This window comes from Micromonospora echinofusca (assembly GCF_900091445.1).
Lineage (GTDB): Bacteria > Actinomycetota > Actinomycetes > Mycobacteriales > Micromonosporaceae > Micromonospora > Micromonospora echinofusca.
Map to the genome: position 1 here is coordinate 3427382 of NZ_LT607733.1, position 23931 is coordinate 3451312.

Consider the following 23931-nt stretch of genomic DNA (forward strand, 5'->3'; position numbering starts at 1 on the left):
CTCGCGAGCCTTGATCCCAGACGGATTTCCTGGGGCACGCGGGGAGCGGACACCGACGACGACGCGCGCGAGCACGCGTCGGGATGGCGTCGGCCGTCCCACGCGGCCTCGGACCGCCACACACCCTGATGCGGGCGTACGGCGCACTGGCAGGTCTTCGGACTCGCGGGCGTGACCGGACTCGCCGGTCTCCTACTGGCCGTCGCTTCCCAGGCCGTTGGCGGCCCAGTGCTGATGACGGCGGTCGTTCCCACTCACCGCTGCGGGGCAGTCCCGGATTCCCACCGGGTTCCCTCTTGCCTCGACCGCTCCGGATGAGCGGCCGAACCAGCTGCGCCCGACACCATATATAGGGTTGGCGGCGTTGTCACACCCCACATGTCGGTCCCGGGCGTGTCGTCGGCGAGCCGGACGACGCCTGTCGATCGCACGCCGGATGCCCGCGTCGATACACCGCCGGCGGGCCGTTGCGCCAGCGGGCCGGTCCCGTCGACGGCGTCGCGCCCCGTCGACGTCCGGCCCACGAGACCAGCGCGCACCGAGCCGCCTCCGCTCGATACATCGTCGGCTGTACCATCGGGGCGTGGAGACGTTGACGTACGGTCAGGTGCTGGCGCGCTTCGGTCACGCCCTGTCCGATCCGACCCGGGCGCGGCTGCTGCTGGCGCTACGCGACGGGCCGGGCTATCCCGCAGAGCTGGCCGAACTGCTGGGCACGACCCGGCAGAACCTGTCGAACCACCTGTCGTGCCTGCGCGGCTGCGGCCTCGTGGTCGCCGCGCCCCAGGGGCGGCGCACCCGCTACGAGTTGGCCGACGCCCGACTGGCCCACGCCCTGACCGACCTGCTCGGCCTCGCCCTGACGGTCGACCCCGCCGCCTGCCCGGTCTCCGCCGAGAAGGGCTGCTGCTGATGAGCCTGCCCCTGATCGACCCCGCACCGGTCGGGCCGTCGCCGGCACGCCGCCAGGTGCTCGCCCGCCGGGTGCGGCTGCTGGTCGCCGCCACCATCACCTACAACGTCGTCGAGGCGGTCGTGGCGATCACCGCCGGCACGCTCGCGTCGTCGACCGCGCTGATCGGCTTCGGGCTGGACTCGGTGATCGAGGTGTCGTCGGCGGCGGCGGTGGCATGGCAGTTCGCCGGCCGCGACCCGGAGTCCCGCGAGAGGGTCGCGCTACGGATCATCGCGGTCTCGTTCTTCGCGCTCGCGGCGTACGTCACGGTGGAGTCGACACGGGCGCTGCTCGGCGGCGCCGAGGCCGGGCATTCCAGCGTCGGCCTGGTGCTCGCCGCACTGTCGCTGGCGATCATGCCAGGGCTGTCGTACGCGCAGCGCCGCGCCGGCCGGGAACTCGGCTCCCGCTCGGCGGTCGCGGACTCCAAGCAGACCCTGCTGTGCACCTACCTGTCCGCCGTACTGCTCGTGGGCCTGGGATTGAACAGCCTGTTCGGGTGGTCCTGGGCCGACCCCGTCGCCGCGCTGGTCATCGCGGCGGTGGCGGTGAAGGAGGGCCGCGAGGCGTGGCGCGGTGACGCCTGCTGCACGCCCGGCCTCGGCCCGGCCGGCCCGGCGACGAGCAGCCGTACGACGGACTGCGCGGGCGGATGCTGAGCGGGCCGTTCGGCAGCTCCCGGTGCGGCCGTCACCGGGTCCGTCGTCGACCCGCCGGTGATCGCGCCGCCGCCGCGAAGCACCAGGCTCCGGCAGCGGCGACGCGATCACCGTCCACGCCTCGTCGGTCACCTCGCCACGACGTACCACCGGCACGTCGTCGACGAGCGGGCACGGACCGGCGGCACTGTCAGACGCGGGTGACCCGGACGGCGTCGGCCACCACGTAGCCGGTGGCGTTGGTCCAGCGGCTGACCGCGACCAGGTTCCGGTCGCCGGCGGCCAGCCCGAAGGTGCCCAGCGAGCGCCAGACGCCGCCGCTGGAGCGCTGGTCCACGTTGACCGTACGGTTGCCCGAGGCGGTGACGACGACGTACGGGGTCGAGCTGTTGTAGCCGGGGTCGGCCGGGTGCCGTACCTCGACGCGGTAGTTCCCGGCGGCCGGGATGTTGACCTTGAACCAGGCGGCGTCGCTGGCCGGCGTGGGGTTGGCGAAGCGGTAGTCGGCCCCGTAGCGCTGGGCGGAGTACGAGGAGGTGCCCCAGTTGGTGCTCGCCGTGAACCGGCCCGCCGTGGCGTTGTCCACGATGGTGCTGAACGTCGGCGGGTTGGGCGCGCTCAGGCCGAGGTAGGCGGCGATGCCCTCGGCGTGGCCACGGGCGGTGGCGGTGATGAAGTCGGCGCGCTTGAGCAGGTTCGAGTCGGCGACCGAGTCGATGAAGAGGTTCTCGGTCAGCACCGCGGGCATGGCCGACTCGCGCAGCATGTGGAAGTTCGCGGTCTTCGGCCCTCGATCGGTGACCCCGCCGATCGTCCGCATGCGGCCGATCACCCTCGGGTGCAGCGCGTTGTGCAGGTTGACGGTGGCGGCGTCCGCCGTCGGGTACCGGTAGCTCTCGAAGCCGGTGCCGCCGCCGGAGTTGATGTGCACGCTCACGAGCAGGTTCGCGCCCCACGCGTTGGCGTCGTCGGTGCGGTACGCCAGGCTGCGGGTGATGTCGGTGGTGCGGGACATGCGGACGTCGACGGCCCAGTTGGCCAGCAGGATGCTGCGCAGTTGCAGGGAGATGTCGAGTGTCAGGGCCTTCTCCTGCAGCCCGTTGCCGACCGCGCCGGGGTCGGTGCCGCCGTGGCCCGGGTCGATGTAGACCTTCGGCAACGCGGCCCACGCGGGGCCGGCGACCACGGGGACGGCTGCGGCGCCGGCGACGGCCGCCAGGAGGGTACGCCGCCGCAGCGTCGGGTTGTCGAACATGTGCACCTCGTCATCGGGAGAGATCGACAGTGCCCGCAATATAGTGGAGCCTCGATGCCCGATGAAAGATGTCTACGCCTACTGATCTGAGCCTCGAAGGAATCTTCCTCCACCGGGGGCCCGGAGCCAGGTGGCTCCGGGCCCGGTCTCGCCACGCTCAGGGGCTGGTGCAGGTGATGTTGCCGGGCGCGGTGGCGCCGTCGCCGGTGGCGGTGAACCCGAAGGCGGTCGAGGCGTTCGCGCCCAGCGTGCCGTTGTACCCGGCGTTGCGGACGGTGATGTCGCCGGCGGTGGCCGTGTGGGTGCCGTTCCAGAGGCTGCTGATGGCCTGGCCGCCGGCCAGGGTCAGACGTACGGTCCAGCCGTCGATCGTGGTGGTGCCGGCGTTGGCCACGACGACCTCACCCTGGAACCCACCGGGCCAACTGTTCACCGTGCGGTAGGTGGCGGTGCAGGTGCCCGGCCCGCCGGTCGGCGGGGGCGTGGTCGGCGGCGCGGTCGTGGGTGGCGCGGTGGTAGGCGGCGCGGTGGTCGGCGGCGCGGTGGATGGGAACTGGGTGAAGAACCTCCAGATCTCCCCCGAGGTCCAGGTCCTGGCGTCGTTGGGGCTGGACGATCCGTCGACGGGACTCGGGGTGTGGTCTCCGTCGAACGCGGCCCACTGCACGGGGTATCCGGGTCGGCAGCCGGAGTAGCTGGTGGTGATGTGGGTGAGGCTGCCTCTGCTCGGCTCGCGCGGGTTCTGCGCGGTACAGCCGTTGTTCCTGACGAACGTGTCGCGAATCGACCGGCCCATCGAGATGTTCAGCACGCTGTCGTAGAGGCCGTGGATGCCGAAGTACGCGACGGGTTGGGTACCGCCGTTGCATCCGCTGAGGTTGGCGCCCGACAGGACGGTGACTGCCCGGATGACGGTGGGCCGGGCGCAGGCGACCGCATAGCTCATGGCCCCGCCGTAGCTCCAGCCGAGCGCGAAGCGCTGGGTCGTGTCGACGCAGAGGTCGTTCTCGACCTGCCGGGAGATGTCGTCGAAGAGGGTCAGGTCCCGACCGTTGGTGTTGGCCCAGCCGGCGTCGATGCCCTGGGGCGCCACGAAGATCGTGCTGTTGTTCGACAGCGGCGCGAGCCCGTAGTAGCCGGCGGAGGCCACGCTGCTGGCCGAGCCGTTCAGCCAGTGGAAGCCGAAGATCAGCCGATAGGGATGGTTCCTGTCGTACCCGTCCGGGATCCGCAGGATGTAGCTGCGGTTCTGTCCGCCGCTCTGAATCGTACGGGTTCCGCTGGTGAGCGTGGGGGCCTTGCCGCAGCCCGCGGTGGTCGCGAGGGTGCCGTTCGTCGCGGCCACCGTCATTGCGCGGAAGCCGCCGCCCAGCGCGCCGGCGGTCGCCGCGAGAAGAACTGCCGCGGCCGCCATGGATGAGAGAAGGTGCCGGTGTTTCAGCATTGCCTGACCTCCTGGCCATTGGTCCTGTGCCGGTGGCGCTGCGCGACGTCGACGCGGCGACCGCCGGCCGCACCCCCGCCGTCGCAGAGGGCGCAGACGACTCGCACCGCCCCTTCTCGCCGTCGACGAGCCGGGTCGAGCCGGTTCCGGGTCCGCCGACGACAAGGCGAGGGAAGCTGGGCGTACGGCCGGACGGAGTCGCCCGGCCGCGTGCGGTCACGTGGCATCGGCGCAGCGGCCCGGACTGGTCCTCGACCGGCGAGGCGGTGAGCGGGCGTACCCCTCGGGGCGCCTGCCGATCGACTGAGGTGACGGGGAGCGTGCCCTTCGCTCCCGCCGGGAAGATAGCAGGTTATCGATAACATCCTCAACCGGCCGCGTTACGGAAGACACCGCGGCGCTCCCGTATCCAGCTGTCCGGCGCGTGGCGGGGAAGGCCCGAAGGTCCTCGGCGGCTCGCGGCCGGGCCACCATCCCCTCGGGCCCGGCCAGCTTCTGGCTCGGACCTGCTCCTGTCACCCACGTCATCGACGACCGCGAAACTATCGCATGACAATCCGCAACTTTCTGGAGACCTGTGGCCAGCTACGAGTGTGAGCGCTAACAGCGTCCTGTCCCCCAGCCGCCGATGCGCCCGACGGGACCCGGTCCATCGGTGATGCGGGCGGGCTCGATGCAGGACAGCGCCCCGCCCGGCATCGCCGTCGGGCGGATCGCTTCGTGATACCGTCGGCGTCGCTGTGCGCTGCTGCGAACCGAGGAGGTGAGACCGATCAACGCTGTTACAGGTCGGGGCTCCCTCCCTCGCATGGCCTAGGGAGCGCCCGCAAAGGCATCCCGAAAGGCGTGAGCGCTATGCGCTTCAACTCTGAGACGTCGTCCAACGGCGTCCGCGAACAGATGTTCATCCTCGGTGACGTTCCCGGCGTGCTGTGGACGGCGGAAGGTGCCGCCGGTACCCGCCCCCTGATCCTGATGGGACACGGCGGCGGCCAGCACAAGAAGGCCCCCGACATCGTGGCCCACGCCCACCGCTTCGTGGCCGAGTGCGACTTCGCGGTGGCGGCGGTGGACGTGCCGGGCCATGGCGATCGGCCGAAGGATGAGGAGTACGACCGGATCGCGACCGAGAACCAGGCTCGCGTGGACGCCGGAGAGGACCTGGCTCCGCTGATCGCTGGTTTCCAGGCGCTCGTGGCCCGCCAGACCGTCCCGGAGTGGCGGGCGGTTCTGGACGCGGTCCAGGACCTTGATCACGTCGGTGCTGGTCCGGTGGGCTACTGGGGTGTGTCGTTGGGCTGCGGGCTCGGCGTGCCGTTCGTCGCCGCCGAACCCCGGGTCCGCGCGGCGGTGTTGGGCCTGGGCGGTGCACTGGCATCTGCGCAGGCCGCCGCGCGGATCACCGTCCCGGTGGAGTTCCTGCTGCAGTGGGACGATGAGCGGGTGCCGCGGGCCCAGGGCCTGGCACTGTTCGACGCCTTGGCCTCGACCGAGAAGACCCTGCACGCCAACCCCGGCAGGCACGGCGAGATCCCGGCATTCGAACTGGACAGCGCGCTACGGTTCTTCGCCCGGCACCTCGGCTGATAACGCGTGCGGTCCGCGACGCGCCGATCGGGATCCGTTCCCGATCGGCGCGTCCACCCCACTCCTGGGAGCCGATCGTCGGCGGGGTGCGCTCACACGGTCCTGATAGCCGATCATCGTCGGCGGCCGCTCACGCATCGTCAGCGCTGAGCAGATTCCCACCACACCAGATTCGCCGCCACCTGGGCCGTCGGCTCGATGATCTCCCACCCCTCGGCGATCAGCCCGTCGTCGATCCGCCAGATGTCGACGACCGCGATCTCCGGTCCCGCATCGGGAAGCCAGCGCCGCGAGTACACCACCACATGATCACCCTCGGCCAGCATCTGATGAATCTCGACCCGCATGCCGGCGAGCGGCGCCAGCGCAGCGCTGACGGCGGCGAGCCACTCATCCCTGGTCGATGTGGACGAGCCCGGTCTGTGGTGGACGAAGTCGTCGCTCAGGAACCGTGCGAGCGCGTCCACGTCGCCCGTCTCGATGAGCCCGGTCAGCGCCTGTTGGACGATGCTCTTGTTCTCGATGGTCACAGACGCAGTGTTTCCGCGACTGCTTAGATTGTCGATGAACTCGGACTTCATGGCGTCCGCCGCGACGACGGGTACGCTTCGTGATCGTGCACACGGTCGGAGAGCTCCTGCGGCAGTGGCGGCACCGGCGGGGACTCAGCCAGCTGGATCTCGCGATCGCGGCGGACGTCTCGGCCCGTCACGTCAGCCTGGTCGAGACGGGCAGGTCCAAGCCGAGCGCCGACATGATCCTCCGACTCGCGGACCAACTCCACGTGCCGCTGCGGGATCGCAACCGGCTCCTGCTCGCCGGCGGCTTCGCACCCCGGTACGCCGAGCGTCCGCTCGACGACGGCGCCTTGGCGGCCGTCCACGAGGCCGTCCGCAGGGTCCTGCGCGCGCACGAGCCGTACCCGGCGGTGGTCTTCGATCGCCGGTGGAACATCGTGATGACCAATCGCGCTGTCGACCCGTTCTTCGCGCAGGCGGATCCCGACCTGCTGCGGCCGCCAGTCAACCTGGTGCGGCTGGGACTGCACCCGCGCGGGTTCGCCCGCATCGTCGTCAACCTCGCCGACGTGCGCGCGGTATTCCGCAGCCGCATCTCACGCCAGCTCGCCGCTGCTCCCGACCCCGAACTCGCCGCACTCTACGAAGAGCTGTTGGCGCCCGAACCCGGCGAAGAGTCGAGCCGCCGGATCGACGCGGACGTCGTGATCCCCATGGTCCTCCGCGTCGGCGGACGGGAGCTACGGCTGTTCTCGACCATCACCACGTTCGGCACACCGACGGACATCACGGTCGACGAGATCGCGATCGAGTCCTACTACCCGGCCGACGCGGAGAGCGCGGCGTACTTCACGAAGTAGCGCGACCGCCGGGCGATCGACACCGCCTCCGGGCACGACCTGCGGCCCCGGACGGCCGGACACCGTCTCGGGACCACGTTCGCGCAGCCCGGGACGGGTACGGCGTCACTTGGCGTTGAAGTAGCTGGCCTCCGGGTGGTGCACCACGATCGCGTCGGTCGCCTGCTCCGGCATCAGCTGGAACTCCTCCGACAACTGCACGCCGATCCGCTCCGCGCCCAGCAGCTCCACGATCTTCGCCCGGTCTTCCAGGTCGGGGCAGGCCGGGTAGCCGAACGCGTACCGGCAGCCCCGGTAGTCGGTGCGCAGCAGACCCGCCAGGTCCGCCGGATCGTCGTCGGCCACCGTACGGCCGCCGGGCAGGGTCAGCTCGGCGCGGATCCGCCGGTGCCAGTACTCCGCCAGTGCCTCGGTGAGCTGCACGGACAGCCCGTGCACCTCCAGGTAGTCGCGGTACTCGTTGCGGGCGAACATCTTCGCCGTGTACTCGCTGATCGGATGCCCCACCGTGACCAGCTGCAACGCCACCACGTCCAGCTCGTCGCCGCGCGGACGGAAGAAGTCGGCCAGGCAGAGCCGCCGCTCCTGCCGCTGCCGGGGGAAGGAGAACCGCGCCCGCTCGGAGTTCCCGTTCTCGTCCAGCACCACGAGGTCGTTGCCCTCGGCGTACGCCGGGAAGTAGCCGTACACCACGGCCGCCTCCAGCACCTGGTCGGCGATCAGCCGGTCCAGCCAGTAGCGCAGCCGGGGCCGGCCCTCGGTCTCCACCAGTTCCTCGTAGGACGGCCCCTGGCCGCTGCGGGCGCCCCGCAGGCCCCACTGCCCGAGGAACGTGGCCCGCTCGTCGAGCAGCGCCGCGTAGTCGGCCAGCGGCACGCCCTTGACCACCCGCGTGCCCAGGAACGGCGGGGCGGGCACCTCCACGTCGGTGGCCACGTCGGAGCGCACCGACGCGTCGTCCAGCTCCGGCAACGACTCGCTGACGATCGCCCGCTGCCGCTCACGGCGCGCCCGGCGGGCCGCCAGGGCCGCCTCCCGCTCCGCGTCGATGACGGGCGCGCCGCCGCGCTTGGCCGTCATCACCCGGTCCATCAGCGACAGTCCCTCGAAGGCGTCGCGGGCGTAGTGCACCTGGCCGGGGAACATCGCCCGCAGGTCGTCCTCGACGTACGCCCGGGTCAGCGCCGCCCCGCCCAGCAGGACCGGCCAGCGTTCCGCGACCCCGCGCGACGCCATCTCGGCGAGGTTCTCCTTCATGATCACGGTGCTCTTGACGAGCAGGCCCGACATGCCGATCGCGTCGGCCCGGTGCTGCTCGGCGGCCTCCAGGATCGCGCTGATCGGCTGCTTGATGCCGATGTTGACGACCTCGTAGCCGTTGTTGGACAGGATGATGTCGACCAGGTTCTTGCCGATGTCGTGCACGTCGCCGCGCACCGTGGCCAGCACGATGCGGCCCTTGCCGCCGTCCTCGGCGGTCTCCATGTGCGGCTCCAGGTACGCCACCGCGGTCTTCATCACCTCGGCGGACTGGAGCACGAACGGCAACTGCATCTGCCCCGAACCGAACAGCTCGCCGACGACCTTCATGCCGTCGAGCAGGATGTCGTTGATGATGGACAGTGGGCTGCGCCCCTGCGCCATCGCCGTGTCCAGGTCGACCTCGAGGCCGTTGCGTTCGCCGTCGATGATCCGCCGCTTCAGCCGCTCCTCCAGCGGCAGGGCGGCCAGTTCCTCCGCCCGCCCGGCCCGCGCCGACGCGGCGTCCACGCCCTCGAAGATCTCGATGAACCTCTGCACCGGGTCGTAGCCCTCGCGGCGCCGGTCGTAGACCAGGTCGAGCGCCACCTCCCGCTGCTGGTCGGGGATCTTGTTGATCGGCAGGATCTTGCTGGCGTGCACGATGGCGCTGGTCAGGCCCGCCTCGCGGCACTCGTGCAGGAACACCGAGTTGAGCACCTGCCGGGCGGCCGGGTTGAGCCCGAAGGAGACGTTGGAGATGCCGAGGGTGAAGTTGACCCCCGGCCAGCGGCGGGCGATCTCCCGGATCGCCTCGATCGTCTCGACGCCGTCGCGCCGGGTCTCCTCCTGACCGGTGGCGATCGGGAACGTCAGCGCGTCGATCAGGATGTCTTCGCGGTCCATCCCCCACCGCCCGGTGAGGTCGTCGATCAGCCGGCCCGCGACCCGCACCTTCCAGTCGGCGGTGCGCGCCTGCCCCTCCTCGTCGATGAGCAGCGCCACCACGGCGGCGCCGTGCTCCTTGACGATGGGCATCACCCGGGCGTAGCGGGAATTCGGGCCGTCCCCGTCCTCGAAGTTGACCGAGTTGACCACGCACCGGCCGCCGAGCATCTCCAGCCCCGCCTCGATCACCGGCGGCTCGGTCGAGTCCAGCATGATCGGCAGGGTGGAGGCGGTGGCGAACCGGCCGGCGAGCTCCCGCATGTCCTGCGTGCCGTCGCGCCCGACGTAGTCGACGCAGAGGTCCAGCAGGTGCGAACCGTCGCGGGCCTGGCTGCGGGCGATCTCGACGCAGGCCCGCCAGTCGCCGGCGAGCATGGCCTCGCGGAACGCCTTGGAGCCGTTGGCGTTGGTCCGCTCCCCCACCATCAGCAGGGAGGCGTCCTGGGCGAACGGCACCGGGTGGTACACCGACGACACGCCCGCCTCGTGCCGCGGCTCGCGCGCTGCGGGGCGCGTGCCGTGCAGGCGCTCGGCCAGGACCCGCACGTGCTCGGGGGTGGTGCCGCAGCAGCCGCCGACGAGCGAGACGCCGTACTCGGTGACGAACCGCTCCAGGGCGTCGGCCAACTCGACGGGGGTCAGCGGGAAGTACGCCCCGTCGGCGGTCAGCACCGGCAGGCCCGCGTTCGGCATCACCGACAGCGGGATCCGGGAGTGCTGGGAGAGGTAGCGCAGGTGCTCGCCCATCTCGGCCGGCCCCGTCGAGCAATTCAGCCCGATCAGGTCGACCCCGAGCGGCTCGATGGCCGCCAGCGCCGCCCCGATCTCGCTGCCGACCAGCATGGTGCCGGTGGTCTCCACGGCGACGTGGCAGATGATCGGGACCGGCCGGCCGAGCCGCGCCATGGCCCGCTTCGAGCCGACCACCGCAGCCTTGACCTGGAGCAGGTCCTGGCACGTCTCGACGATCAACGCGTCCGATCCGCCCTCGATCAGGCCCTCGGCGTTCTCCTGGTAGGCGTCGCGCAGGGTGGCGTAGTCGGCGTGCCCGAGGGTGGGCAGCTTGGTGCCCGGGCCGATCGAGCCCAGCACGAAGCGGGGCCGCTCCGGCGTGGCGTACGCGTCGGCGGCCTCCCGGGCGAGGCGGGCCCCGGCCTCGGAGAGCTCGCGGATGCGGTGCTGGATGTCGTACTCACCCAGGTTGGCCAGGTTGGCCCCGAACGTGTTGGTCTCGACACAGTCGGCGCCCGCCGCCAGGTACGCCTCGTGCACCCCGCGCACGACGTCCGGCCGGGTCACGTTGAGCACCTCGTTGCAGCCCTCGTAGCCCTCGAAGTCGTCCAGGGTGAGGTCGGCCGCCTGCAACATCGTGCCCATGGCGCCGTCGGCGACGAGAATCCGGTCTGCCAGTACGTCGAGCAATGAGGTCCGCACGGGATCAGGTTAGTGCCGACGCGGCGCGACCGATCCCCCCGTACGGGCCTTCCCACATTGTGTCAGCGGGATCACGCTGTCCGGTTCATCGTGGTATGACCGACCGCCCCCGGGCACGACCGGCGCGGCCGACGGGCCGCATCCCGCCCCGACACGTAGGCTGACGGACGTGAAGGACTACAGCGACAGCACCACGCCCGGCGGGCGGACGACCGGGGCCGGTCCCGGTGCCGCCCCCGACGAGCAGGGTGAGGTGACGGCGTGACCGAGTTCGACGGACTGCCGGTGCTGCGGTCCCCCGTGGCGATCGCCGCGTTCGAGGGCTGGAACGACGCCGCCGACGCGTCCACCGCCGCGGTCGAGCACCTGGAACAGGTGTGGCAGGCCCGGCAGGTCACCGAACTGGACCCGGAGGACTTCTACGACTTCCAGGTCAGCCGCCCCACCATCACGATGGCCGAGGGCGAGACCCGCCGGGTCGAGTGGCCCACGACGCGCTTCATGGTGGCCAGCCCCGAGGGCACGGAGCGGGACGTCGTGCTGATCCGGGGCATCGAGCCGAGCATGCGCTGGCGCACCTTCTGCGAGCAGGTGCTCGAGATCTGCCACAGCCTGGAGGTCGAGCGGGTGGTCGTGCTCGGCGCGCTGCTCGCCGACGTGCCGTACACCCGGCCGCTGCCGATCAGCGGCAGCGCCTCCGACGCGGAGGCCGCGCAGCGCTACCAGCTCACTCCCACCCGCTACGACGGGCCGACCGGGATCGTCGGCGTGCTGCACGACGCCTGCAACAAGGCCGAGGTCGACGCCGTCTCGTTCTGGGTGCACGTGCCGCACTACGCCAACAACCCGCCCTGCCCCAAGGCCACCCTCGCCCTGCTGCACCGCGTCGAGGAGGTGCTCGACCTGCCGGTGCCCATGACCGACCTGGCCGAGGAGGCCGCCGAGTGGGAGCAGCGGGTGCGCAGCGCCGCCGAGCAGGACGCCGAGCTCGGCGAGTACGTGCGCGAGCTGGAGGAACGCGTCGGCGACGCGGGCATCACCCCGCTGACCGGTGACGAGATCGCCCAGGAGTTCGAGAAGTACCTGCGCCGCCGCGGCGGCTCCGCCGGCCCCACCGCCGGTTCCTGGTAGCACCCACCGCCTGCCCGTCGGGCCCCGGACGCGACGCGTCCGGGGCCCGGGTCTTTGTCCGCCGCGTGGGTTTCGCGTGTCCGGGGTGGCGCCGTCACCACCTCTACGGCATCCTAGGAACCTAGCTGTCATCGAGGAGGCGGGCATGCAGATCAATCCGGGGGCGGCCGAGTTCCCGCACCGGCAGATCGCCGCGCAGCTCAAGGCCCAGATCCGCCGCGGCGACTGGGGCCCGGGCGAGCGGCTGCCGTCCATCCCGGCCATCGCCGAGATGTTCGGCGTGGCGAAGCAGACCGTGCAGCGCGCCGTCGACCAGCTGCGGGTCGAGGGCATCCTGATCACCAAGCCCGGCTCCGGGACGTACGTCCGAGGCACCCGGCGGCGGCTCAACCGGCTCTCCCGGGGCCGCTACGGCGGCTTCCGCGGCTACCACACCGACCTGGCCGCGCGGTACCGGCAGCAGCTCGTCTCGGTCGGCCGGGCCCCGGCCCCGCCGGAGGTGGCCGACGCGTTCGGCGTGGCCGACGGCACCGACCTGCTCTGCCGGCGCCACCTCGTACGCACCGAGGACTCCCCCGTCGAGGTGGGCGCCTCGTGGTTCCTGCCCGCCGACACCGCCGGCACCTCACTGGAGCGCGCCGAGGCCTTCGGCCGCCCGCTCTACCAGGAGGCCGAGGAGGCCACCGGCCGCCGGTACGTCTCCGCCACCGACACCATCAGCGCCCGCCAGCCCAGCCGGGAGGAGGCCGAGATCCTCCAGATCCGCCCGGACACCCCCGTGCTGCACCTGCTGCACGTCGCCTACGACGGCCAACGCAAGCCCATCGAGGTGGCCCAGGCCACCTGGCCCGGCCCGGTCACCACGCTGACCGAGGAGTACAAGATCCCCGCCCCGGCCCCCGACCCCACCCCGGACCCCGGCCTGGTCCTGGGCTGACGCCCACCCCGCCCTCGTCGCCGCGGAGGGGGTGGATCAGAGGTGGAGCCCGAGGAGGGCGTCCAGGGTGGTGGCGAAGAGGGCGGGGGCGGCCGGGTCGTCGGCGTTGCCGGCGAGGGTCGCGTCGGCCCACGCGTCGGCCAGCGCCAGAGCGCCCGGGGAGTCGAGGTCGTCGGCGAGGCGGGCGCGTACGCCGGCCAGGAACTCCTCGCCCGACGGGCCGGCGGGCGCGGCGGCGGCCCGCCGCCAGCGGTCCAGCCGCTCCTGCGCGGTCGCCAGCAGCTCGTCGGTCCAGGCGCGGTCGGCGCGGTAGTGCCCCGAGAGCAGGGCCAGCCGGACCGCCATCGGGTCGACCTGGTCGGCACGCAGCCGGGAGACGAAGACCAGGTTTCCCCGGGACTTCGACATCTTCTCGCCGTCCAGGCCGATCATGCCGGCGTGCACGTAGTGGTCGGCGAACGGCGCGACGCCGGTGAGCCGCTCGGCGTGCGCGGCGGAGCACTCGTGGTGGGGGAAGATCAGGTCGTTGCCGCCGCCCTGCACGTCGATCCGGTCACCGAGCAGGTTGAGCGCGATGACCGCGCACTCGATGTGCCAGCCGGGACGCCCGGCGCCCAGCTCGCCGCCCGGCCAGGACGGCTCGCCCTCGCGGGCGCCGCGCCACAGCAGCGGGTCGAGCGGGTCGCGCTTGCCGGCGCGGTCCGGGTCGCCGCCGCGCTCGGGGAAGATCTCCAACATCTGCTCGCGGGTCAGGTTGGACTCGTAGCCGAAGCGGGGCGAGGCGGAGACGTCGAAGTAGACGTCGCCGGTGCCGTCGTCGAGACGGTACGCGGCACCGTCCTTGAGCAGCAGGAGCACCTTGTCGGCGATGTCCGGGATCGACTCGACCGCGCCGACGTAGTGCGCCGGCGGGATCATCCGCAGCGCCTCCATGTCCTCCCGGAACAGCGCGGTCTCCCGCATCGCCAGGACCTTCCAGTCCTCGCCGTCGCGCTCGGCGCGCTCCAGCAGCGGGTCGTCGATGTCGGTGACGTTCTGCACGTAGTGCACGTCCAGGCCGGCGTCCCGCCACACCCGCTGCACCAGGTCGAACGCGATCATGGTGGCGGCGTGGCCCAGGTGCGTGGCGTCGTACGGGGTGATGCCGCAGACGTACATGGTCGCGGTGCCGCTCGGGTCGCTGGGGTGGGCGCCCTGTCGCGCCGAGTCGAACAACGACAGCGGCTGGCCCCTGCCCGGCAGCCGCGGCACCTCGTGTCCCGCCCAAGAGTCCATGACCGTCAGCCTAACGAGCCGGCGCGGCGCGGCAGGACCGGCCCACAGTGATCAACATGACAGCGCCGCGCGACGGTCGGCCGGCACTCACATGGGGGGCCAGGGCACCGCCGGCCAGTCCTGCGACGGCTGCGGGAACAGGCCGGTGTGCCGCAGCCGGTCGACCCGGGCCGCCACCTCGGCGACCTCCCGGACGGTCAGGTGTTCGGCCAGCTCGGCGCCGAGCGCCCCGGGCAGCTGGCCCGCGAGCGCGTCGAGCATCTCCACGGCGTCCGCCGGCAGGTGCCGGCCGGCCCAGCCCCAGAGCACCGTGCGCAGTTTCTCCTCCACGTGGAAGCTCACCCCGTGGTCGACGCCGTAGATCCGGTCGTCCGCGCCGACGAGCACGTGCCCGCCCTTGCGGTCCGCATTGTTGATCACGGCGTCGAGCACCGCGAGCCGGGCCAGCCTCGGATCGTCGGCGTGCGACAGCGCGTACGGCGTGCCGTCGTCGTCGCGCGCCGCGGCGATCGGGAACCAGCGGGGCGGCAGCGCGTCGGCCGGCACGAACCCGACCAGGGGCTCGGCCTCCTCCGGCTCGTCGATCCAGAGCTGGCAGGAGCCGGGCCCGAACGGGCCGTCACGCAACACCGTCGGCGGGACCAGGTCCCAGCCGGTGGCCCGGGAGACCACGTACGCCGAGACCTCCCGGCCGGCCAGCGTGCCGTCCGGGAAGTCCCAGAGCGGGCGCTCGCCGCGCACCGGCTTGTAGACGCAGCGGGCCGTCACCCCGTCGAGGGTCAGGATGCCGCGCAGGGTGGTGTTGGAGGCGTCGACGAGCCGCCCCTCCAGGTCGAGGTGGCCGTCGCGGAGCAACCGGAGCGCGGCCTCACCGTCCTGTCGGGGTTGCAGGTCCGACGACGTCACCGGTGGTAACCGTTGTGGCGCGGGCAGAGGTGACCGGCGGGGTCGAGGGGCTGGCCGCACAGCGGACAGGGCGGTCGGCCGGCGTTGACCACCCGCCGGGCCCGCTCGATGAACTGGCGGGTCGCCTCGGGGGTCAGCCGCACCCGGAGCCGGTCGAGGTCCTCGTCCGGTTCCTCGTCCTCGTCGTCGGCGTCCTCGTCGTCGGCAGGCTCGCCGAGGTCGACCTCGGCCTCCGCCTCGCCCACGGCGATGGCCTCGATCACCACGGTCGCGGTGTCGACGTCGAACGCCAGCCCGAGCGTGCCGACCCGGAACTCCTCGTCGACGGGCGTGTCCAGCGGGTCGTTGTCGCCAACGACGGCCACCGGCTCGGGCAGCTCCACGCCGAATCGGCGCTGCGCCTCGGAGAGCAGTTCCTCGAGCTTCTCGGCGAGCAACGACACCTGGACCTTCTCCAGCGCGACGCTGACCAGCCGGCCACCGCCGCGCGCCTGGAGAAAGAACGTGCGCTCCCCCGGCGGCCCGACCGTCCCGGCGACGAACCGCTCCGGCGGCTCGAAGGCGTGCACCTGGTGGGTCATACCCACGACCCTATCCGGCGCGCCACAGCGCCGCGCACCCCACCGACGTGAATCGCCGCGCGCCCGCCGCGCCCGCCGCGCCGCGCGCCGCACCCGGGCGTGGCGGCCGGCCACACGCCGGTCCCGCGCCGCAGCGTCGCGGACGGGACTCCCGGCCCGCACCGGCGCGCGGACTCCTCGTCGGCCGGGGCGAGCGTCGCGGGCGGGACCGCCGCCACGCCCAGGCACCGCCCCGCCGGACGCGGCGCCCTGCGGCGAGGCCGTGGGTCGGGTCGCCGCCGGCCCGTCACCGGCCCGCCCCCGCGCCGCCGCCGACCGGCGCGTCGGAGTCGGCCGCCCCGGCCGCCCGCGTCGCCCGTCGGCGCCGCTTGCGCGGCGGCGGCACCAGCCCGGCCAGGTCGCCGCCGGTGTCGTTGAGCCGCATCAGGAACGGCCGCAGCGGGGTGTAGCGGATCGCCGTCACCGAGGCCGGGTCGGCCACGATCCGCTGGAACAGATCCAGGTGTACGCCGAGCGCGTCGGCGACGATCGCCTTGATCACGTCGCCGTGGCTGCACGCCAGCCAGACCGCCTCGGGGCCGTGCTCCGCCGTGATCCGGGCGTCCCACGTACGCACCGCGGTGACCGCCCGCGCCGCCATCGCCGCCATCGCCTCCCCCTCCGGGAAGACCGCCGCGCTCGGATGCTGCTGGACCACCGGCCAGAGCGGCTCCTTGGCGAGCTTCTTCAGCGGCTGCCCCTCCCAGGCGCCGTAGCCGCACTCGATCAGCCCCTCCTCCACCACCGGGGCGACCCCGGGCAACGCCAGCTCCAGGGTCTGCCGGCACCGGATCAGCGGGCTGGTCACCACCGCCGCGAGCGGCACCGCCCGCAGCCGCTCGCCGACCGCGCTCGCCTGGGTCCGGCCCGTCTCATCCAGTTCCACGGGCTGACGGCCGGCCAGCCCGCCGTCGGCGTTCGCGGTCGTCCGGCCGTGTCGCAGAAGCAGAAGGGTCGCCACGGGACCACCCTATGACCTGTGTCCGGCCACGGGTGCCTCCCCGGTGCGCGGTATGGCCCGCGCTCCCCCATCTGCGCTACGGCCCCGGGCCCGACTCACCTCGACGGCGCTGACCGCCCGTCGGCGTCGGCGTCGGCGTCGGCGTCGGCGTCGGCGTCGGCGTCGGCGTCGGCGTCGGCAGATCTTGGAACGAGAGTGCCCCTCCAGGGGCCGATCCTCGCCAAGATCTCGCAACCGGGGCCGGCCCGACAGGCTCGGCTAACCATCGACCATGCCCGGAAGCCACCAACGGACATCACCCGACACCCACATGTCGGGTTCATCCCCTGACACGCGGCTTCGCCGCCCTCCACCCCGACCGACACCACTCCGGAACGGTCACCACAACCCGCACCAACCCCACCCGACGGGTTGACAACGAGACGCATGTCCGGTTTCGAGATGTGACCGGGAGCATCGTGGGGGCGGAATCGCGGCCGGCCCCCGGTCGTTACACCATGCGTACGACCGAGCGAGGGCACGCCCCGCCTCTTGGGCAGGTGGCCAGCCCGGGCCCCGGAATGATGGCGGCCAGCCGGTCGTTACACATGGTCCCGGCCCACGTGCAGGGCATTCCCCTCCGCCCCACGCGGCCGACTCTGATCTTTCCTCCGGCAGGACGCCGGAGGTTCCCCGTTGTTCATCGAGCGCCGGACGGTGCTTGCACCCGCACACAGAGCCGATCCCCCTTCGGTGTGTGGTGCCAACCCCCGAATGGAGCGTCCCCCATGAACACGTTCATTCGTAACAGCGTTCTCGGTATCGCTGGTCTCGCGTTCGCCGGTGGTGTGGCCGCTGGCCCGATGACCGACAGCACCCCGACGACTGTCGACACCACGCCCGTGGCGGCTGTGGCCATGCAGGCTGACAAGCCGTCGGTCGACAAGGCGAAGCTGATTCCGCATGGTGTGCAGGGCGCCCAGTCGCACATCGACCTGTCCGATGAGCAGGTCGCCAACGTCAAGGCGATCATCGCCGCGACGAAGAAGGCCGGCATGGACGAGCGCGCCGCCGTCGTGTCGATCGCGACCGCGTTGCAGGAGTCGAAGTTGGAGAACCTGGGTCACCTGGGTGACCGCAACGACCACGACTCGCAGGGCCTGTTCCAGCAGCGCCCGTCCAGTGGTTGGGGCACGGTCGAGCAGATCACCGACCCCGAGTACTCGACCACCGCGTTCCTGAAGGGCCTCAAGCAGGTCGACGGGTGGCAGGACATGCCCCTGACCAAGGCCGCGCAGACGGTGCAGGTGTCGGCCTACCCCGACCACTACGCCCAGTGGGAGCAGATGGCCGCCGACCTGGTCGCCCAGCACTGGAACAGCTGACACACACGCACACAGACTTTCCACCACAAGGGGGACCGCTGGCCGGCACCGATCAATCGGTGCCGGCCAGCGGCACATCCACCACGACACAGCCACCACCCCACGGCCGGCACCCCGACAGGGGTGCCGGCCGCTGGCATCTCCACCACCAGATCTTGGACAGCTACCGCTCACACCCAACGACAACCGTCCAAGATCTCGACGTAAGGACGGCGAGCACGGCTGACGCAATCCGGCGAGAGGGAATGCGACGCCAGACGCCAGACGCCAGAGCGCCAAGGCGTCGGGCAGGCAGTGACGGCCGGCGGCGGGTCGGACACGGACCGGCCCCCGTCCGCTGCTGCGGAACGAGGGCCGGTCTGGAGGTGGGTGGCGGATCAGGTGGCGCTGATGGTGCCCGTCATCAGCAGGGCGAGCACCAGGGTGCCCAGCGCGACCCGGTACAGCACGAAGACGTACAGGGTGTGGTGCGCGACGTAGCGCAGCAGCCAGGCGATGGCCGCGTACCCGACGCCGAAGGCGATGATCGTGGCGACGATCATCTGGGCGAGGCTCGGCACCGACGTGCCGGGGGCCGCAGGCTCGAACACGTCACCGACGCTGAAGATCCCGGACATCACCACCGCCGGGATGGCCAGCAGGAACGAGTAGCGTGCCGCCGCCTCCCGGGTGAGGTTGAGCAGCAGCCCCGCGGTGAGCGTGCCGCCCGAGCGGGACACCCCGGGGATCAGCGCCATCGCCTGGGCGAAACCCATCACCACGCCGTCGCGCATCCGGAAGTTCTCCAGGGTGCGGCTCTGCCGGCCCCAGTACTCGGCGAACGCGAGCACGAACGCGAACACGATCAGCGTGGTGGCCACCAGCCACAGGTTGCGCCCGGCGGTGCGGATCTGGTCCTTGAACAGGAAACCGAACAGCCCGATCGGGATCGAGCCGACGATGACGTACCAGCCCATCCGGTAGTCGAGGCTGGAGCGCACCGACTTGTCCCTGATGCCGACCAGCCACGTACGGGTGATGCGCCAGATGTCCTTGGCGAAGTAGATCAGCACCGCCGCCTCGGTGCCCAGCTGGGTGACCGCGGTGAACGACGCCCCGGCGTCCTGGTCGAAGAAGATCGCGGAGGTGATCCGCAGGTGACCGGACGAGCTGACCGGGAGGAACTCGGTCAGTCCCTGGACGATGCCCAGGACGATGGCCTCGATCCAGGTCACTCCCCGACTCCCGAGAGGTCCAGCGCCTCGGCGACGGTACGCAGGGTGTGCAGGCCGCTGTCCCGGTCGGCGGCGAACAGGCTCACCGACAGGGTGGTGACGCCGGCGGCCGCGTACTCCCGCATCCGCTCGGCGATGCGCTCCTTCGGTCCCAGCAGCGAGGTGCGGTCGATGAACTCCATCGGCACCGCGGCGGCGGCGTCGCGCTGCCGCTTGGCCAGGTAGAGGTCCTGCACCTCGCGGGCGGCGTCGCCGTAGCCCATCCGGGTGGCGAGCTGGTTGTAGAAGTTCTGCTGGCGGCTGCCCATGCCGCCGACGTAGAGGGCCGCGTACCAGCGGACCAGTTCCGCGCAGGTGGCGATGTCGTCGCCGACCACCACGGGCACCGACGGGACCACGTCGAAGCCGGCCAGCTCCTTGCCGGCCTTCGCCCGCCCGGCGCGCACCGACGCGAGCTGCTCCTCGGCGAACTCGGGGGCGTAGAAGACGGCCAGCCAGCCGTCGGCGATCTCGCCGGCCAGCTCCAGGTTCTTCGGGCCCACGGCCGCGAGGTAGATCGGTATGTGCTCGCGCGGCGGGTGGAAGCCCAGCTTCAGCGCCTTGCCGGGACCGTCCGGCAGCGGCAGCGTGTAGAACTCGCCGTCGTACGCGACCGACTTGCGCGCCACGGCCAGCTTCACGATGTCCACGAACTCGCGGGTCCGCGCCAGCGGCTTGGCGAACCGCACGCCGTGCCAGCCCTCGGAGACCTGCGGGCCCGACACGCCGAGACCCAGCCGGAACCGGCCGCCGGAGAGCGCGTCGATGGTCGCCGCCGTCATCGCGGTCATCGCCGGGGTACGGGCGGGGATCTGCATCACCGCGCTGCCCAGGTCGATCCGCTCCGTCTGCCCGGCCATCCAGGCGAGCATGCTCGGCGAGTCGGAGCCGTAGGCCTCCGCCGCCCACACCACCGCGTAGCCGAGCCGGTCCGCCTCCTGGGCGAACGCAAGGTGATCGGCCGGTGTGCTCCACGCCGTCTGGTATCCGAGGCTGAGCCCGAGTCGCACTAGGTCCTCCCCCATCCGCACCACAGGTCGCATCAGGTTACGCAATGCCGGAAGACGGCCCGAGCACCGGTCGCCCCCACCGGGGCGTCGGCCGGACGGTCGGAAAGGCGACGCGCCCGACACACTTGACGGCGGCGAGGATATCGGCGGGCCCTGGTTCGAAATAAGGTTCACCCATGCAACAGCGACCGCTCGGCCGAAGCGGGCTGGCGGTTTCGCGGCTCGCGCTCGGCACCATGACCTGGGGCCGGGACACCGACGCCGACGACGCGGCCGCCCAGCTGAAGAGTTATCTCGACGCGGGCGGCAACCTCGTCGACACCGCCGACGTCTACGGCGACGGCGACGCCGAGGCCGTCATCGGGTCGCTGCTGGGTTCCCTGGTGCCCCGCGACGAGCTGCTGATCGCCACAAAGGCGGGGCTGCGTCCGGGCAGCGGCCGGCGCCGCGACGGTTCCCGGGGCCACCTGCTGCGTACGCTGGACGCCTCGCTGCGCCGGCTCGGCACGGACCACGTCGACCTGTTCCAGCTGCACGGCTACGACCCGGACACCCCGCTGGAGGAGACGCTCGCGGCGCTCGACCACGCGGTGGCCAGCGGCAGGGTCCGCTACGTCGGGGTGTCGAACTTCGCCGGCTGGCAGACCGCGCGGGCGGCGGCCTGGCAGACCGCGTGGCCGGGTCGCGCCCCGGTGGTGGCCGCGCAGGTCGAGTACTCGCTGCTGGAGCGGGGCGTGGAGCGGGAGGTGCTGCCCGCGTGCGACGCCCTCGGGCTGGGGGTGCTGCCCTGGTCGCCGCTGGGCCGCGGGGTGCTCACCGGCAAGTACCGCCACGGCCGGCCCGCCGACTCGCGGGCGGCCTCGCCGCACTTCGAGCGCTTCGTCGCCACCTACCTGGAGCCCCGCTGCTCCAGCATCGTGGAGGCCGTCGCCATCGCCGCCGGCGGGCTGGGTGTCTCCCCGACGGAGGTGGCGCTGGCGTGGATCCGCGACCGGCCCGGGGTGGTGGCCCCGATCCTCGGCGCGCGGACGGTCGGGCAGCTGCTCGGCGCGCTCCAGGTGGAGCGGGTGACCCTGCCGGACGAGATCGTCACCGCGCTGGACGACGTGTCGGCGGTGCCGGTGGGCTACCCCGAGCGCGACGGCTGACCCCGCGTCGCGCGGGGCGAGCGGGCGGTCAGGCCGCGGGGCGCCCGCCGGGCAGCTCGCGTACGGCGGCCAGGAAGCGGGCCTGGTCGTCGCGGGTGGCGGGGTTGACGATCCGGATCCAGGACCCGTCGTCGAAGACGATGGTGGACGGAAACTGCATCAGGCGGGCCCCGTGCTCGGATTCGATGCGGGCGACGCGCTGCCGCGGCACGCTCCACAGCACCTGGGGGCGCCGGCGGTCCTCGCGGTCGGGGTCGGGGCGGCGGCCCATCCGCAGCAGGTGCAGGTGGGTGTCGGTGACCGCCAGCGGGGTGCCGGTGTAGCGCTCGAGGAACAGCAGCAGGCTGCCGGCGAGCGTCGCCAGGTCGCCGCTGAAGACGTACCGCCGCCGGTAGGCGATCTCGGCGAGCTGGTCGGCCAGCGGCCGGTAGCGGCTGAGCCGGAACAGCGCCCGGAACGCCTCCTGCTCGTCGGTGAGCGGCAGCGGCTCCCGGGGCGCGGCGCCCGGCGCGGGTTCGGGCTCGGCCGCCTCCGGGGCGCCCGCGGCGAGCACGGTGGCCTTGCCGGGCAGCAGCAGGACGCCGGCGGCGACGCGTACGGGTGTCAGCACGGCGTCCACCCAGGCGACCGGGTTGACGATGTTGAGCAGCCCGAACAGCGCGCGGGGGTCGAGCGCCTCGGCCAGCTCCGCGTCGACCCGGTCGGCGAGCTGACTGCCGGCCCGGTGGTTCTCCGGAGCCCGCACCGGCGCCAGGCCGACGTAGCGGATCTCCTCGCCGGGCAGCAGGGGCGCGACGAGGGCACGCTCGGGCTCGTCGGTGGTGCGGAACTCGTCGCGCAGCTCCCGGGCCTTCTCCCGGGCGGCACGCGCGCCGCCGAGCACCGCGTCGGTCAGCCGGCCCAGCCGGCTGCGCCCCTCGGACACCTCGTACCCCCTCGGTCGGCCGTCACCTGCCGGCCGGTTGCTCCGCCGGCGGCTGCCCGAAGACATTCTGGTCGATCCACTCGGCGCCGCCCTGCACCGCCGCGTCGACCTTGTCGCCGACCTGGTCCATGCCCGGCACGGACAGCCCGGAGACCATCGCCACGGTGCCCCAGGTGACGCCGTGCACGACGGAGTTCGGGATGTTCCACGGCAGGTTGGTGGCCCAGTCCCGGCCGATCATCCGCGCCCCGTCGGCCATGCCGTGCGCCCGCAGCGCGCCGAGGCGCTCGAACGTGCCCATGTCGAACGGCGTGCCGGACTTGCCGAGCTTCCAGTTGCCCTTCGCCGGGTCCGTGAACCTGTGGAACCACTTGTCGGCGTCGCCGGCGGCGCGGCGCCTGTCGGCGTACTTCTGGCCGGCGCGCAGCGCCTTCTGCTTGTCGACCAGCTTGTCCAGGTGGTTGCGCAGCTTGCGCAGGTGGAGCAGGACCCGTTGCAGCAGCCGGATGACCTTCTGCAGGTGCGTCGCCAACGGCCGGATGATCTTCAGCATCCGGGCCAGCGCGATCATGCCCCGGGTGACGCCAAGCGCCACGCCGGCCGCCCAGGACGCACCGGCGGTGAACGGGGCCATCAGCAGCGCGGTGACCAGCGTCACCAGCAGGAAGTTCACGAACTCGACGCAGATGTCGACCAGCACGTCGTGCACGGTCTGCAACGCGTCGGCGACGCCGCGCAGATATTCGGCCGTGGCGGCGAACTGCCCGGCGACGTCCAGCAACTGCTGCTCGACGTCGGCCATCCGCCGCCCGTACGCCTCGCCGGACGGCGAGCGCCAGCCGCCCTGTTCGGCCAGGCGTACGCCGCGGTGGCCCATCGCCAGCTCCCGCACCTGCGTGGCCAGCGCGTCCCACTCGGTGGCCTTGGCGCGCAGCGCGGCCGGCTCGCCGTCGACGAGGTCGACGAGCTGGATCAGCGGCCAGGCGAGGGTGCGGCAGACGCTGTCGACCACCTTGTCCACGCCGGACAGGGCGTTGTCGATGCCGTTCCAGAGCTCGACGGCGGTGCCCGCGGGCCCGCTCACCGGGGCAGCCCGGCGCCGATGGCGCGGAACGAGGCGTCGATGTCCCGCTCGTTGCGCTCGTAGGACTCGGCCGTCGTGACCAGCGCGCCGCCGACCCGCTCGAACGCGTCGTGGCCGGAGCGGAACAGCTCCATACCGCCGGTGACCTGCTCGGCGTACTTCTCGCGGAGCATGTCGCTGACGAACGGCAGGTGCCCGAAGGCTCCGTCCGGGATGTCCCCGGCGGACGTGAGCCGGCTCTCCAGCGCGCTCAGCGAGGTGGCCACCCGCTTCGCCGCCGCCTCCAGCCGACGTACCGCCTGCACGTCGACGTCGATGTCAGGCACGCCGTTCCTCCCCCACTCGCACCGGCGGGACGACGATACGATCATGCCGCCGCCCGCCGCCACCCCGGGCGGCACCGCGTACGGGAGGTTCC

22 protein-coding genes and 1 riboswitch are annotated in these 23931 nt (G+C 72.2%); of the genes, 8 read left to right on the top strand and 14 right to left on the bottom strand.

Features of this window, described 5'->3' with window-relative positions; genetic code table 11:
* Positions 1-132: 132 nt before the first annotated feature.
* A riboswitch (cobalamin riboswitch) is annotated at positions 133-347 on the bottom strand.
* Between the two features lie 236 nt (positions 348-583).
* Positions 584-913 (top strand): ArsR/SmtB family transcription factor, encoded by a 330-nt coding sequence (locus GA0070610_RS14970; protein WP_172896529.1) that lies wholly within the window; start codon positions 584-586, stop codon positions 911-913.
* The gene (locus GA0070610_RS14975; RefSeq protein ID WP_089000604.1) at positions 913-1614 is read left to right on the top strand and encodes a cation transporter; all 702 of its coding nucleotides are present in this window, start codon (positions 913-915) and stop codon (positions 1612-1614) included. The genes GA0070610_RS14970 and GA0070610_RS14975 overlap by 1 nt, the downstream gene beginning before the upstream one ends.
* A 190-nt stretch (positions 1615-1804) precedes the next feature.
* Here GA0070610_RS14975 and GA0070610_RS14980 read toward each other — a convergent pair whose 3' ends face one another.
* Positions 1805-2869, bottom strand: coding sequence for a golvesin C-terminal-like domain-containing protein (locus GA0070610_RS14980; RefSeq protein WP_089000605.1), 1065 nt, complete (start codon positions 2867-2869; stop codon positions 1805-1807).
* Between the two features lie 157 nt (positions 2870-3026).
* Positions 3027-4313 (bottom strand): cellulose binding domain-containing protein, encoded by a 1287-nt coding sequence (locus GA0070610_RS14985; RefSeq protein ID WP_089000606.1) that lies wholly within the window; start codon positions 4311-4313, stop codon positions 3027-3029.
* Positions 4314-5168: 855 nt separating this feature from the next.
* Here GA0070610_RS14985 and GA0070610_RS14990 point away from each other — a divergent pair.
* Positions 5169-5900, top strand: a complete 732-nt coding sequence (locus GA0070610_RS14990; RefSeq protein WP_089000607.1) for a dienelactone hydrolase family protein — start codon at positions 5169-5171, stop codon at positions 5898-5900.
* A gap of 140 nt (positions 5901-6040) precedes the next feature.
* Here the strand turns inward: GA0070610_RS14990 and GA0070610_RS14995 are convergent, their stop codons facing one another.
* Positions 6041-6430 (bottom strand): nuclear transport factor 2 family protein, encoded by a 390-nt coding sequence (locus GA0070610_RS14995; protein ID WP_089000608.1) that lies wholly within the window; start codon positions 6428-6430, stop codon positions 6041-6043.
* A gap of 86 nt (positions 6431-6516) precedes the next feature.
* Between GA0070610_RS14995 and GA0070610_RS15000 the strand changes: the two genes are divergently transcribed.
* Positions 6517-7278: a helix-turn-helix domain-containing protein gene (locus tag GA0070610_RS15000; protein ID WP_089003520.1), complete on the top strand. Its 762-nt coding sequence runs from the start codon at positions 6517-6519 to the stop codon at positions 7276-7278.
* A gap of 105 nt (positions 7279-7383) precedes the next feature.
* Here the strand turns inward: GA0070610_RS15000 and metH are convergent, their stop codons facing one another.
* On the bottom strand, positions 7384-10899 hold the full coding sequence (gene metH, locus GA0070610_RS15005) for a methionine synthase (RefSeq protein ID WP_172896531.1): 3516 nt from the start codon (positions 10897-10899) through the stop codon (positions 7384-7386).
* Between the two features lie 261 nt (positions 10900-11160).
* Here metH and GA0070610_RS15010 point away from each other — a divergent pair, with 261 nt between their 5' ends.
* Both GA0070610_RS15010 and GA0070610_RS15015 read left to right on the top strand, forming a co-directional pair.
* Positions 11161-12030, top strand: coding sequence for a PAC2 family protein (locus GA0070610_RS15010; protein ID WP_089000610.1), 870 nt, complete (start codon positions 11161-11163; stop codon positions 12028-12030).
* A 145-nt stretch (positions 12031-12175) separates the two neighbouring features.
* Positions 12176-12967 (top strand): GntR family transcriptional regulator, encoded by a 792-nt coding sequence (locus tag GA0070610_RS15015; RefSeq protein WP_089000611.1) that lies wholly within the window; start codon positions 12176-12178, stop codon positions 12965-12967.
* A gap of 36 nt (positions 12968-13003) precedes the next feature.
* On the opposite strand, the gene mshC is transcribed toward GA0070610_RS15015, so the two are convergent.
* The 5 genes from mshC to GA0070610_RS31695 form a co-directional block, all read right to left on the bottom strand.
* Positions 13004-14242 carry a cysteine--1-D-myo-inosityl 2-amino-2-deoxy-alpha-D-glucopyranoside ligase gene (mshC, locus tag GA0070610_RS15020; RefSeq protein ID WP_089000612.1) on the bottom strand — a complete coding sequence of 413 codons (1239 nt, stop codon included), beginning with the start codon at positions 14240-14242 and terminating at the stop codon, positions 13004-13006.
* A gap of 87 nt (positions 14243-14329) precedes the next feature.
* Positions 14330-15148, bottom strand: coding sequence for an SCO1664 family protein (locus GA0070610_RS15025; RefSeq protein ID WP_089000613.1), 819 nt, complete (start codon positions 15146-15148; stop codon positions 14330-14332).
* Positions 15145-15729, bottom strand: a complete 585-nt coding sequence (locus tag GA0070610_RS15030) for a DUF3090 domain-containing protein (protein WP_089000614.1) — start codon at positions 15727-15729, stop codon at positions 15145-15147. Before GA0070610_RS15030 ends, GA0070610_RS15025 begins: the two co-directional genes overlap by 4 nt.
* Positions 15730-16015: 286 nt before the next feature.
* On the bottom strand, positions 16016-16729 hold the full coding sequence (locus GA0070610_RS15035; protein ID WP_089000615.1) for a histidine phosphatase family protein: 714 nt from the start codon (positions 16727-16729) through the stop codon (positions 16016-16018).
* A 95-nt stretch (positions 16730-16824) separates the two neighbouring features.
* Positions 16825-16953 (bottom strand): hypothetical protein, encoded by a 129-nt coding sequence (locus GA0070610_RS31695; protein WP_269458878.1) that lies wholly within the window; start codon positions 16951-16953, stop codon positions 16825-16827.
* Between the two features lie 543 nt (positions 16954-17496).
* On the opposite strand from GA0070610_RS31695, the gene GA0070610_RS15045 reads away from it, so the two are divergent.
* On the top strand, positions 17497-18093 hold the full coding sequence (locus GA0070610_RS15045; protein ID WP_089000617.1) for a hypothetical protein: 597 nt from the start codon (positions 17497-17499) through the stop codon (positions 18091-18093).
* A gap of 377 nt (positions 18094-18470) precedes the next feature.
* Here the strand turns inward: GA0070610_RS15045 and GA0070610_RS15050 are convergent, their stop codons facing one another.
* Both GA0070610_RS15050 and GA0070610_RS15055 read right to left on the bottom strand, forming a co-directional pair.
* Positions 18471-19307: an undecaprenyl-diphosphate phosphatase gene (locus GA0070610_RS15050; RefSeq protein ID WP_089000618.1), complete on the bottom strand. Its 837-nt coding sequence runs from the start codon at positions 19305-19307 to the stop codon at positions 18471-18473.
* Positions 19304-20356 carry an LLM class F420-dependent oxidoreductase gene (locus GA0070610_RS15055; RefSeq protein ID WP_089000619.1) on the bottom strand — a complete coding sequence of 351 codons (1053 nt, stop codon included), beginning with the start codon at positions 20354-20356 and terminating at the stop codon, positions 19304-19306. Before GA0070610_RS15055 ends, GA0070610_RS15050 begins: the two co-directional genes overlap by 4 nt.
* Before the next feature lie 176 nt (positions 20357-20532).
* Between GA0070610_RS15055 and GA0070610_RS15060 the strand changes: the two genes are divergently transcribed.
* Positions 20533-21504: an aldo/keto reductase gene (locus GA0070610_RS15060; RefSeq protein ID WP_089000620.1), complete on the top strand. Its 972-nt coding sequence runs from the start codon at positions 20533-20535 to the stop codon at positions 21502-21504.
* 28 nt (positions 21505-21532) lie between these two features.
* On the opposite strand, the gene GA0070610_RS15065 is transcribed toward GA0070610_RS15060, so the two are convergent.
* Genes GA0070610_RS15065 through GA0070610_RS15075 form a run of 3 tightly spaced genes read right to left on the bottom strand, consistent with a single transcriptional unit; the run spans position 21533 to position 23839 of the window.
* Positions 21533-22429, bottom strand: coding sequence for a hypothetical protein (locus tag GA0070610_RS15065; RefSeq protein ID WP_089000621.1), 897 nt, complete (start codon positions 22427-22429; stop codon positions 21533-21535).
* Between the two features lie 22 nt (positions 22430-22451).
* Positions 22452-23513 carry a WXG100 family type VII secretion target gene (locus GA0070610_RS15070; RefSeq protein ID WP_089000622.1) on the bottom strand — a complete coding sequence of 354 codons (1062 nt, stop codon included), beginning with the start codon at positions 23511-23513 and terminating at the stop codon, positions 22452-22454.
* Entirely contained in the window at positions 23510-23839 is a 330-nt protein-coding gene (locus tag GA0070610_RS15075) for a hypothetical protein (RefSeq protein WP_089000623.1), read from the bottom strand. Before GA0070610_RS15075 ends, GA0070610_RS15070 begins: the two co-directional genes overlap by 4 nt.
* Positions 23840-23931 lie beyond the last annotated feature (92 nt).